General features: G+C 72.4%; 8 protein-coding genes, 1 tRNA gene and 1 pseudogene. 4 read left to right on the forward strand and 6 right to left on the reverse strand.

All coding sequences use genetic code 11. The features are described 5' to 3' along the window. Positions 1–798, forward strand: a pseudogene (locus ACFXAZ_RS28650) (hypothetical protein); the annotation flags it as partial. A gap of 410 nt (positions 799–1208) precedes the next feature. Here the strand turns inward: ACFXAZ_RS28650 and ACFXAZ_RS28655 are convergent. Next, a complete protein-coding gene (locus tag ACFXAZ_RS28655) occupies positions 1209–1772 on the reverse strand; it encodes an HIT family protein (protein ID WP_384597073.1) in 564 nt (187 codons plus the stop codon). Positions 1773–1856: 84 nt separating this feature from the next. Between ACFXAZ_RS28655 and ACFXAZ_RS28660 the strand changes: the two genes are divergently transcribed. Then, positions 1857–2519: a potassium channel family protein gene (locus ACFXAZ_RS28660; RefSeq protein WP_384597075.1), complete on the forward strand. Its 663-nt coding sequence runs from the start codon at positions 1857–1859 to the stop codon at positions 2517–2519. A gap of 37 nt (positions 2520–2556) precedes the next feature. On the opposite strand, the gene thrS is transcribed toward ACFXAZ_RS28660, so the two are convergent. The 3 genes from thrS to ACFXAZ_RS28675 all read right to left on the reverse strand — a co-directional run bounded on the left by thrS (position 2557) and on the right by ACFXAZ_RS28675 (position 6454). After that, a complete protein-coding gene (gene thrS, locus ACFXAZ_RS28665) occupies positions 2557–4533 on the reverse strand; it encodes a threonine--tRNA ligase (RefSeq protein ID WP_384597077.1) in 1977 nt (658 codons plus the stop codon). Between the two features lie 137 nt (positions 4534–4670). Continuing rightward, positions 4671–5891, reverse strand: coding sequence for a hypothetical protein (locus ACFXAZ_RS28670; RefSeq protein ID WP_384597079.1), 1221 nt, complete (start codon positions 5889–5891; stop codon positions 4671–4673). After that, on the reverse strand, positions 5888–6454 hold the full coding sequence (locus ACFXAZ_RS28675) for a DUF4365 domain-containing protein (RefSeq protein WP_384597081.1): 567 nt from the start codon (positions 6452–6454) through the stop codon (positions 5888–5890). The genes ACFXAZ_RS28670 and ACFXAZ_RS28675 overlap by 4 nt, the downstream gene beginning before the upstream one ends. A 205-nt stretch (positions 6455–6659) precedes the next feature. Between ACFXAZ_RS28675 and ACFXAZ_RS28680 the strand changes: the two genes are divergently transcribed. After that, positions 6660–7385 carry a 3'-5' exonuclease gene (locus tag ACFXAZ_RS28680; protein WP_384597083.1) on the forward strand — a complete coding sequence of 242 codons (726 nt, stop codon included), beginning with the start codon at positions 6660–6662 and terminating at the stop codon, positions 7383–7385. Between the two features lie 60 nt (positions 7386–7445). Here the strand turns inward: ACFXAZ_RS28680 and ACFXAZ_RS28685 are convergent. Together ACFXAZ_RS28685 and ACFXAZ_RS28690 are read right to left on the reverse strand one after the other, a co-directional pair. Further along, a tRNA-Val gene (locus ACFXAZ_RS28685) sits at positions 7446–7517 on the reverse strand. 78 nt (positions 7518–7595) lie between these two features. Next, positions 7596–8042: an SRPBCC family protein gene (locus tag ACFXAZ_RS28690; protein WP_384597085.1), complete on the reverse strand. Its 447-nt coding sequence runs from the start codon at positions 8040–8042 to the stop codon at positions 7596–7598. 97 nt (positions 8043–8139) lie between these two features. On the opposite strand from ACFXAZ_RS28690, the gene ACFXAZ_RS28695 reads away from it, so the two are divergent. Continuing rightward, positions 8140–10566 (forward strand): SCO7613 C-terminal domain-containing membrane protein, encoded by a 2427-nt coding sequence (locus tag ACFXAZ_RS28695; protein ID WP_384597087.1) that lies wholly within the window; start codon positions 8140–8142, stop codon positions 10564–10566. Positions 10567–10954 lie beyond the last annotated feature (388 nt).

Genomic DNA, 10954 nt, shown 5'->3' on the forward strand with positions numbered 1-10954 from the left:
GACCGCGAGATCCACCCCTTCCGCAGCTGGGACATCGTCCGGTCGATCCACGACCAGCTGCGCATGCTGGAGCGCGGCCCGCTGAACACCGGCGGCTTCACCAAACCCTCGATACGCCACTGGATCGTCAGCCCGATCGGCGAGAACGCCGGTTCGGTGTCCCGACCCGAAGGCACCGACATCGAGGCATTCCAGTACAAACCGCACGCGATACAGGAGATCTGCAACAAGCAGCAGTTCGGCGCGGGCAACCGGCACTACCTGGGCGTCCAGTGGACCCTGTGGGACGGCCAGCTGGTCATCACCATGATGATCACGGTCACGGTGCTGCACTCCACCCTGCGCATCGAGGTCACCGGACACGCCCTCGGGCCGGTGAACTCCCTGTTCACCACCAAGTCCTCGGCCCCCACCAAGTCCGTCCAGAAGGCGTTCAAGCCGTGGGAGAACCGCACGGTGAAGCTCCCCCTGATCAGCACCAACGAGGTGGTCCGCCTCGCCGTCCGCGCCCCGCTGACCTGGTATCCCCCGCTGCTGAACTGGCTCGGCGGCTCGGTCGGCCTGCCCGAGCCCTTCGGCCTGCGGCACGCCTGGGCCGACCAGCCCTGGCGCCACCGCTTCATGGCCGACGACGCCCTGCGCGCGGCCACCCCGGTCCTGCGCGTCGTCCACGCCGCCGCGATCCGCGTCCTGAAGGAGAACGGCGTCGACACGGAGAAGTTCGGCGCGAGGTCGTCGTTCCTGTCCGGCGCGGTCCAGGACGCCTCCCCGAGGAAGGCGGACCTGTACGACGCGTGAGCCTCCGGCGGCTCGGCGTCGAAGGCGTGAGCCTCCGGCGGCGCCGTAGAAGGGGGGCGGGCCGCGGCCATCACAGGCTCGGGCCGCCCCGCCATTTCGGGCTCGGGCCGCGGCCCTTGCATGGCGGGGCCACGGACCCGCAACCCCGCGGCCCCCGGGACCCCCGTCTCCGGGACCCCGCTTCGGCCCCACACGGGCGTGGTCCTCGAACTCGAACTCCCCGGAGCGGGCACCCAGACGCGCCTAGCGCCTAATACCCTGGACGCGCCAGGGGCACCGGGGACGCCTGGGGCGCCGGAAATCCACCGCCCGCGACACAAAGCCGCCGCCCCCACGGCCCTCGGCCGGCAGAGCGCCCCCCTCAGGACCCCTCAGCCAGCCCCTCAGCCCTCCAGCCGGAAGCGCGCCCCTCAGCCCCCGCCCGGCCAAGCCTGAGCCAGCATCGTCCGCGTGTCCGCCAGCAGCTGCGGCAGCACCCGCGTATGCCCCACCACCGGCATGAAGTTCGTGTCCCCACCCCAGCGCGGCACGATGTGCTGGTGCAGATGCGCGGCGATACCGGCGCCCGCCACCGTCCCCTGGTTCATCCCGATGTTGAAGCCGTGCGCCCCCGACGCCGTCCGCAGCGCCGTCATGGCCTGCTTGGTCAGCTCGGCCAGCTCCGCCGTCTCCTCGACGGTGAGATCCGTGTAGTCGGCGACATGCCGATAGGGCACGGTCATCAGATGCCCCCCGTTGTACGGGTACAGATTCAGCACCGCGTACACCCGCTCGCCCCGCTGGACGATCAGCCCGTCCTCGTCGGATTTCGCCGGGATCGCGCAGAACGGGCAGCCGTCACCAGCCTCCGGACCGGTCGGCTTGTTCTCGCCCTGGATGTAGGCCATCCGGTGGGGCGTCCACAGACGCTGGAACGCGTCCTGTGTCCCCACCCCGATCTGCTGCTCCGGCTCACTCGTCATGCAAGGAAGCATATTGCTTCGCCCGTTCGCGGCGTGTCGCCGGGGAGGCCGGAAAGCCGTCGCGGGACCGGCCCGGCGAGGGACCAAGCTGGGCCGATGGACGACCTCCGCCGCACCGACCCGGCCCGCTGGGAGGATCGCGCCGAGGTGCCCCTCACCCTGGCGTCGCTGTGCTTCCTCGCCGCGTACGCGATCCTTGTGCTCGCCCCCGGCCTGGCCTCCGGCTGGCGGAACCTGTGCCTGGCGGTGCTGCTGGCGACCTGGGTGCTGTTCGCCCTCGACTACGCGGTGCGCTGGCGGCTCAGCGGACGCCGCTGGGGCTTCGTCCGCACCCACCCCCTGGACACCGTGACGCTGCTGCTGCCCCTGCTACGGCCGCTGCGCATCGTGCGGCTCTACGACACCGTCCAGCGCCGCCGAGGAAGGCCCCGGCTGCCGCTGTACGGCCGGGTGATGGTCTACGCCGGGCTGGCCGCCCTGCTCCTCGGTTTCGCGGGCGCCCTCGCCGTCTACCAGCAGGAGCGCGGCGCCCCGGGCGCGTCCATGCGGACCTTCGGCGACGCGGTGTGGTGGGCCTGCTCGACGCTCGCGACGGTCGGCTACGGCGACATCGTGCCGGTGACACCGACCGGCCGGCTGATCGCGGTCGGCATGATGGCGTGCGGCCTGGCCCTGCTGGGGGCGGTCACGGGGTCGTTCTCGTCCTGGCTGATCCACCGGTTCGCCCGCCCGGACGAGCAGGAGCCCCCGGCGAGGTGACCTCACCGGGGGCTCCGCGCACGCTCGCGGCGGCCCGTCAGACCTGCGCCCGCTCCTCCACGACCCGCACGATCTTCGCGATCGCCTCGTCGACCGGGATGCCGTTCTCCTGCGAACCGTCCCGGTACCGGAAGGACACCGCGCCGGCCGCCATGTCCTCATCACCCGCGATGACCATGAACGGCACCTTGGCCTTCTGGGCGTTGCGGATCTTCTTCTGCATCCGGTCGGACGACGAGTCGACCTCGACCCGCAGCCCCTTCTTCTTCGCGGCGGCGGCGAACTCCTCCAGATACTCCACGTGCGCGTCGCCGATCGGGATGCCGATCGCCTGCACCGGCGCCAGCCACGCCGGGAACGCCCCCGCGTAGTGCTCAAGGAGCACCGCGAAGAACCGCTCGATCGACCCGAACAGCGCGCGGTGGATCATCACCGGCCGCTGCTTGGAGCCGTCGGCGGAGGTGTACTCCAGGTCGAACCGCTCGGGCAGATTGAAGTCGAGCTGGATGGTCGACATCTGCCAGGTCCGGCCGATCGCGTCCTTCGTCTGCACGGAGATCTTCGGCCCGTAGAACGCGGCCCCGCCCGGGTCCGGCACCAGCGGCAGCCCCTGCTTCTCGGCGACCGCCCGCAGCGTCTCGGTCGCTTCCTCCCACGCCTCGTCGGACCCGACGAACTTGGTCTCGTCCTTGGTGGACAGCTCCAGATAGAAGTCCGTCAGCCCGTAGTCCCGCAGCAGCCCGAGCACGAAGGTCAGCGTCCGGTCCAGCTCCTCGGACATCTGCTCACGCGTGCAGTAGATGTGCGCGTCGTCCTGGGTGAAACCGCGCGCCCGCGTCAGACCGTGCACGACGCCCGACTTCTCGTACCGGTACACGGTGCCGAACTCGAAGAGCCGCAGCGGCAGTTCCCGGTAGGACCGCCCACGCGCGTCGAAGATCAGGTTGTGCATCGGGCAGTTCATGGGCTTGAGGTAGTAGTCCACGCCCTCGTCGAGCTGCATGGGCGGGTACATGCCGTCGGCGTACCAGTCCAGGTGCCCGGACGTCTCGAAGAGCTTCCCCTTGGTGGCGTGCGGGGTGTAGACGAACTCGTAGCCCTCTTCCTCGTGGCGGCGGCGCGAGTAGTCCTCCATGACCCGGCGGATGATGCCGCCCTTGGGGTGGAAGACGGCGAGGCCGGAGCCGATCTGCTCCGGGATGGAGAACAGGTCCAGCTCGCTGCCCAGCTTGCGGTGGTCGCGCTTCTCGGCCTCGGCGAGGAAGTCGAGATACGCCTTCAGCTCGTCCTTGGACGGCCAGGCGGTGCCGTAGATGCGCTGGAGCATCGGGTTCTTCTCGCTGCCGCGCCAGTAGGCGGCGGCGTTGCGCATCAGCTTGAACGCCGGGATCAGCCGGGTGGAGGGCAGGTGCGGGCCCCGGCACAGGTCCTTCCAGCACAGCTCGCCGGTCTTGGCGTCCAGGTTGTCGTAGATGGTCAGCTCACCGGCGCCGACCTCGACGTCCGCGCCGTCGTCGCTGGAGGGGGCGCCCTTGAGGCCGATCAGCTCCAGCTTGTACGGCTCGTCGGCCAGCTCCTCGCGGGCGGCCTCGTCGGTCACCACCCGGCGCGAGAACCGCTGCCCGCGCTTCTGGATCTCCTGCATCTTCTTCTCGACGGCCTTGAGATCCTCGGGCGTGAACGGCTTCGCCACGTCGAAGTCGTAGTAGAAGCCGTCCTTGACGGGCGGGCCGATGCCGAGCTTGGCCTCGGGGAACAGCTCCTGCACGGCCTGCGCCATGACGTGCGCGGTGGAGTGGCGCAGGATGTTCAGGCCGTCCTCGGAGGTGATCTCGACCGGCTCGACCGCGTCGCCGTCGGCCACCTCGTAGGCGAGGTCCTTCAGCTCGCCGGCCACCCGCGCGGCGATGATCGAGCGCTGGCCGGTGAAGAGGTCGGCGGCCGTCGTGCCCGTCGTCACCGTGCGCTCTTCCCGCTCGGAATCGCGTTGGATGATCACACGGACGTCTGACACCGGTCTCTCCTGACTGACGGGGGCCCGCACTCCTGCGCAGGGCATGGCATGGCGATGCCCAGCGATCCTACCGAGCCGCCGGGCCCCACCGCGAAACGGTCACGCCCGCCCGCCCACCGCACGCGCCGCCCAGCCGGTCAGTCCTCCCCGCTGCACGCCTCCTCGAAGAAGTCCAGGTTCTCCTGCAAGGACTTCATCAGCTGATCCCGCTCCTCCTCGTCCACCTGCACGGGTACGACGCCGCCCGCCCCGCTCAGCCGCCGGAATCCGCCCCGGCTCTCCAGCCGCCCGTGCACCCGGATCGGCAGCCCGACGAGGTGGGCGTGCCCGGCGATGCGGTAGTCCTCCTCGCCGAGGGTGAGCCGGACGTGCGGGATCTCGGCCCCGGCGAGCACGCGCAGCCGTACCGTGCCCTCGCCGCGCGGCTCCGGCCTGCGCATCCGCACCACGGTGCCGGTGATCCGCACCGGCACGGACGGCTCCGCGCGCAGATAGCGGGCGCCCGCCTCGCGCAGTACGGGCAGGTCGCCCGGCGAGAACTCGACGGCCTCGGCCGCCGCGACCGCCCCCTCGGGCGCCCCGGCGGCGGGCGCCCAGTCGACGGCGACCCGCGCGCCCTCGGTGCCCCGGACCAGCCCGATCAGCGCCTCGGTCAGCTCACGGCTGACGCCCGCCCCGACCGCGCCGTCGAAGGCGTCCATGCCGCCGGTGGCCCGCTGGTAGTCGATGGCCTCGCGCACCGCGTAGACGGCCTGGTGGAGCCGTTCGGACAGGGCCCGGCCGGTGTCGACGGGCACGAAGGCGGTGAGCCTGCGGCCCCCGTCTGCGGAGCCGGCCAGGACGGGTTCGAGGAGGGCGGCGGCGGGCCGCCGGTGCCGGTTGCCGTAGTACCCGGCCCGGGCGCGGGTGGCGAGCGCGGCGGCGAGCAGCGTCTGGCGGGCGGCGCCGCGCAACTGCTCCTCGACGGTCCAGGGCGCGGTCCCGGCCGGGCCCGCGGGCACGTCCCGCCACCAGCTGATCTCGTCGCTGGGCACGCTGAGCCCGACGAGCACCTCCCGGGCGGCGGGCGCGGTGCTGCGGGCGAGCGCGATCAGCGCCTCGCCGAGCAGATCGTCGCTGTCGGGGAAGGCGCGGCTCTCCGGTACGAGCAGGCTGGTGCCCCGGCCGCCGGGTCCGGGCGGGATCCAGCCGCCGTAGCGTCCGGCGGCGCCGCCGGACCGCTGCCAGCCGTGCCGGCGCAGCAGGGCGCCGAGCACGGCCGGATCGACCTGCTCGGGCCGGGGCGGGTGCTGCCGGGCGGGGTCGACCGGGTGGGGTCGTACGGGCCTCAGGGGTTCGTCGAGCGGGCGGTGGGTCATGGTCTGCCTCCCGTTCCGACGCGCGTCATGATCTCGCACAGCGCCCGGTCGTCGAAGATCTTGGCGGTCGGTATCCGTACGGTGGTCCGGTGCCGGCCGGTGACCGGGTGTCCGGCGAGATTGACCCAGTAGCAGCAGTGGCGCAGGTCGAGCCGGTCGTGGCCGGCGCGCAGCCAGTCGTCCTGGGAGCGCGGCACGATCATCACGACCAGGATCTTGTGCACCGAGACCGGGGTGCGGGCCAGCTTTCCGAGGTGCTCGTTGTCGAGGGTGAAGGAGAAGGTGCGGCCGGGCGGGCCGGGCGGGAGTTGGTAGGTGGCCTTGAGCTGCACCTTGATGGTGACTTCGTCGTCGACCGTGTGTCCGGGGGCGCTGTGGCTGACGTGCCAGTCGATGCCGTTGTCCGGGAAGGGCTGGGAGAGCGAGCAGCCGGCCGCCGCAGCGACGGCGTGGAGATAGCCCACCTGCAAGGTCTCCATGCAGGCGGTGGTGGCGAGTGAACCGCGATGGGGGCCCGTGCGTTCGGGCAGCAGCCCGCCCCGCTCGGGCTGCGCTATCGCCATGACCAGACAGCCTTCCAGAGATGAGTGGGAGTGTTCCGCGCGACAGGTCCCCGAGGCGTCGGGGCGTCTGTGCAAGGTCGCTGAACTGCGCGGACCTGTACTCCTGTTGTCTCCTGGCGGCGTAGTGCGCAAACAGCCCGGGTATCACCAAACGGGCAGAAGACGGTGCGTCAGCTGCCTTGGGTGAACGAGGAGTTGTGTGCGTATGACGTACTGGTACGAGGGGCCGTTGGCGGCATTCGACACGGAGACAACGGGTGTGGACGTCGAGACCGACCGGATCGTGTCGGCCGCCCTCGTCGTCCAGGACGGTCCGGGGACCCGGCCGCGGGTGAGCCGCTGGCTGGTCAATCCGGGCATACCGGTGCCCGAGGCCGCCACGGCGGTGCACGGGCTGACGGAGGAGCATCTGGCGTGCAACGGCCGCTGGCCGGCGCCGGTGATGCAGGAGATAGCGATGCTGCTGGCCGAACAGGCCACCGCGGGGCGCCCGTTGGTGGTGATGAACGCCCCGTTCGACCTGACCCTCCTGGACCGCGAACTGCGCCGCCACCGGGCGTCGTCGCTCACGCACTGGTTCGAGACGACCCCGTTGCTGGTGCTCGATCCGCGGGTCCTGGACAAGCATCTCGACCGCTACCGCAAGGGCCGCCGCACCCTGACCGACCTGTGCGCGCACTACGAGGTCACGCTGGAGGGCGCGCACGACGCGGCGGCGGACGCCCAGGCGTCGCTGGATGTCGTACGGGCGATAGGGCGTCGTTTCGCGGCCCGGCTGGAGCGGTTGTCCCCGGCCGAGCTGCACACCCTGCAAGCCGTGTGGCACGCGGCGCAGGCGCGCGGCCTCCAGGCGTGGTTCGCGCGCAGCGGCACCGAGGAGGCGGTCGACCCGGCCTGGCCGCTGCGCCCGGACCTCCCGGCGGCGGCCTGAGAGGAGACGGACAGGAACAGCAAAAAAGCCGGTCCGCTGTGGCGGACCGGCCTTTCCCGGTGGGCGATACTGGGTTCGAACCAGTGACCTCTTCGGTGTGAACGAAGCGCTCTTCCACTGAGCTAATCGCCCGGGAACGCACTGAACCATACAGGCCCCGGCCCGTTTCCTTCAAACCACTTCCCACCGCTCCCCCACGCCCGCACCTGTTCACCCCTCCGCGAGCCGGGCGAGCAGTCCGCGCCGCCCGGAGCGCATCATCAGGGTGTGGTTGGCGCGGAACGCCGGCCGTCCCGGCACGGCCAGCAGCCGCAGCAGCCGCTTGTGCACCCGGACCTCCTGGTCGTAGCGGACGAGTGTGCCGCCGCTCCGCGCGGTGACGGTCCAGCGCGCCCAGCCCTCGATGTCCCCGGACAGGGCGATCTCCAGCACCCCGGCGTCCCGGTCGCGGCGCGTCGCGCGCGCGGTGAAGGTCATGGCGTACGGGAGCACCGAGCGGACCGTGATGCGGCCCGAGGTGTCGTCGAGCCGGTCGATCGCACGGATCTGGGGCCACCACCGGGGATAGTCCTCGGCGCGTTCCAGCACGTCGTAGACGGTGCCGGGTGGCGCGGGCAGGGCCCAGAGGGTGCGGAAGCGGTAGTGGCTCCAGTCCATGGGACGAGTCTGCACCAGGCACGGAAAGGGCGATCTGAGTACGTTCTGAGTAGGTGCGCTCATGCCGGGTGCCGTGACGGCGGCCACACTCCGTGGCATGACACAGATCCCGCCACCGGCCGAGGAGTTGCGGCTCCTGGACGCCGAGCTGTCCTGGCTCGACGGCCGCCGGTCCCAGCTGCTAGCGCGGCGCGCCTGGCTGGTCGCACAGTTGCACGGGGCGCCATCGCCCCGGACGGCGGCCCCGCCGCCCATGGCTCCGTGGTCCCGTCCGTCCGGCCCGGCCGTGGCGGCTCCCGAGGCGTCGACGCCCGGTGTCCAGAACCTGCTTCTGCTGCTCGGCGGGGCGCTGCTCACCCTCGCGGCCGTGGCGTTCACCCTGGTCAGCTGGGGTGATCTGGGGATCGCGGGGCGGGCCGTGGTGCTGGGCGCGGTCACGGCGGCGGCGCTGGTCGTGCCGGTGGCGCTGCTGAAGCGGGGGCTGCGTTCGACGGCCGAGTCGGTGGCGGGCCTGGGCCTGGCGCTGACGGTCCTGGACGCGTACGCGCTGCACGAGGTGGCGCTCGCGGACACCGACGGCACCGGGTACGCGGCGGTTGTCTCCGCCGTACTGGCGGCGGGCTGGGCCGCGTACGGGCGGGGCCTGGCCAGGGTCAGCGGGCCCGCGCTGCGGCTGCCGGTCCCGGCTGCGGTGTGCGCGGCCCAACTCCCGCTGCTGCTGTGGGCGGTGACGGCGGACGCACTGCCCTACGGGGTCACCACCGCGCTGCTGGTGACGGCGGCGCTGGACGCGATCGTGGCGCTCCGGTGCCACGCCCTGACCGTACGCGTCGTCGCCGCGACGGGTGCGTACGGGATGGGCGGCTGGGGCGTGCTGGCGGCCGGCTGGCTGTCCTGGACGGCTGACGGCCCGGGCGCCGCCGCCCGTGCGGCGGCGCTCCTCCTTCTCGCCGCGTCGATCGCGCTGATCGCGGCGTGGCGCAGCCCGGCTCCCGGGCTCGCCCTCGGCCTGGCGGTCACCGGCGGTCTGCTGACGGTCGCGGCGGTGGCCGGGGTGCCGCGGGTGCTGCTGCCGGAGGCGTGGTTCGTGCCGGTGCATCTGGTGTTCGGCATGGCGCTGCTGGCGGCATCGCGGGTGGGCCGGATCCCGGAGCCGATCCGGCACGGTCTGGCCTGGGCCTCCGCGGGTGTGCAGGGCATGGCGCTGCTGTGGGCGCTGCCGATGGTCGCCGCGGCGCTGATGGGTCCGGTCGGCCGGCTGGGGTCGGTGTGGGACGGCGCTCCCGGGAGCGCGCGGCTGCTGCCGAAGGACGAGGTGCCCTGGGCGGCGGATGTGGTGACGGCGCCGGTGGTGCTGCTCATGGTGGCCGCGCTGCTGGTCGTCGTGGTCCGGGACGCGACCTGGCGGCCCCGGGCGCTGGAGGCGGCGCTCGGCCTGGTGTGGGCGACGCTGCTGCTGGCGCCGCACACGCTGCGACTGCCGTACGTGGCGGCCCTGTTGCTGCTGGTCGCGATGACGGTGGGGCTGCTGGCGCTGCGGGGGACCCGGTCGACCGTCCTGGCGCTGGTCACCTCGGCGGATCTCGCGCTGCTCGCGCTGGCCGCCGAGCCGGCGACCCTCGTGGTACTCGCGTTCCTGACGGCCCTGTTCACCCTGTCCGCCCTCGCGGCTCTGCCCGCCCGGTCCGTCCGGTTGGCCTTCTTCGACCTCGGCGCCCTCAGGCCGGTCCCGGCCGTGGCCGCCCTGGTGTACGCGACCGGTCTGGCCTGTGCGTCGGGTGCCTCGCTGGGCTGGGCGCCGGAGCACATCGCGCTCCTGGTGCTGCTGGTGTCCGTGGCGGCGGCCGGGTTCGCGGCGCGTGTCGAGGGCGGTACGCAGGTGGCCGTGGAGATCGCGGGCGGTGCGGCGGCGCTGGTCGCGGTCGGGCTCGCGGTGACCGATCTGCCGATGCTGGCCCTGGTGATCGCGCTGTGCGGGGTGATCGCCTCGGGCACCGCGCTGCGTCCGGAGCGGCGCCCGGCGGGGTGGGTGGCGACCGGCCTGTTCGTGGTGGCGACGTGGGTGCGGCTGGCGGCGTGGGAGGTGGAGATGCCGGAGGCGTACACGCTGCCGGTGACCGTCCCGGCGCTGCTGATCGGCTGGCTGCTGCGGCACGGCGATCCCCGGACGTCGTCCTGGGTGGCGTACGGTCCCGGACTCGCCGTCACTCTGGTGCCGAGCCTGGCGATGGCCTGGGACGATCCGCACTGGCAGCGTCCGCTGCTGCTGGGGGTGGCGGCGCTCGTGATCACCCTGGTCGGCGCCCGCGGCAGGCTCCTGGCCCCGCTGGTGCTGGGCGGCTCGGTCCTGCTGCTCATCACCCTGCACGAACTCGCCCCGTATCTGGTCCAGGTGGCGGGCCTGCTCCCCCGCTGGGCGCCCCCCGCGCTCGCCGGCCTGCTGCTCCTCGCACTGGGCGCGACCTATGAGCGACGGCTCCGGGAGGTGCGCAGGGTGCGGGACGTGCTGGGGAAGATGGACTAGGGCCGGGCGCACCGCACCCTGCGGCGGCCGGGGCAACAGGTTCCGGCCCGGACGGCCGTGCATATGCACAGGCCGCTCTTCGGAGAATTCCGGCGGAGTTCTGGAATTCGTCCGGGGATTTCCTCCGGGTGCCGTGGTCAGGTTCCTCCGGGCCTTCTCCCTAAATGAAAGACAAGAGCCCGACGCCGTGACCGTACCGCTGATCAAGTAACGGCCCGTCACCAACTGGTCGCCGCGCGGGCATCCGCTCCCGGATCTCCCGGAACGAAAACACCGACGGGCCCGGGGCGTCGCACCCAGGGGGCGGGGGGCGGGGGGGGGGGGTGAGGGGTGGGGCCACTGGGCGCGTGGGGGGGTAACGGTCTGGAGCCGCACCCTCAAATCAGGC

Source organism: Streptomyces sp. NPDC059477 (assembly GCF_042749375.1).
Taxonomy (GTDB): Bacteria; Actinomycetota; Actinomycetes; order Streptomycetales; family Streptomycetaceae; genus Streptomyces.

Bases quoted from the DNA above. Each gene is read 5' to 3' on its own strand.
- ACFXAZ_RS28655 (WP_384597073.1), bottom strand. From the start codon at position 1,772: ATGCTTCCTTGCATGACGAGTGAGCCGGAGCAGCAGATCGGGGTGGGG.
- ACFXAZ_RS28660 (WP_384597075.1), top strand. From the start codon at position 1,857: ATGGACGACCTCCGCCGCACCGACCCGGCCCGCTGGGAGGATCGCGCC.
- ACFXAZ_RS28670 (WP_384597079.1), bottom strand. From the start codon at position 5,891: ATGACCCACCGCCCGCTCGACGAACCCCTGAGGCCCGTACGACCCCAC.
- ACFXAZ_RS28675 (WP_384597081.1), bottom strand. From the start codon at position 6,454: ATGGCGATAGCGCAGCCCGAGCGGGGCGGGCTGCTGCCCGAACGCACG.
- ACFXAZ_RS28680 (WP_384597083.1), top strand. From the start codon at position 6,660: ATGACGTACTGGTACGAGGGGCCGTTGGCGGCATTCGACACGGAGACA.
- ACFXAZ_RS28690 (WP_384597085.1), bottom strand. From the start codon at position 8,042: ATGGACTGGAGCCACTACCGCTTCCGCACCCTCTGGGCCCTGCCCGCG.
- ACFXAZ_RS28695 (WP_384597087.1), top strand. From the start codon at position 8,140: ATGACACAGATCCCGCCACCGGCCGAGGAGTTGCGGCTCCTGGACGCC.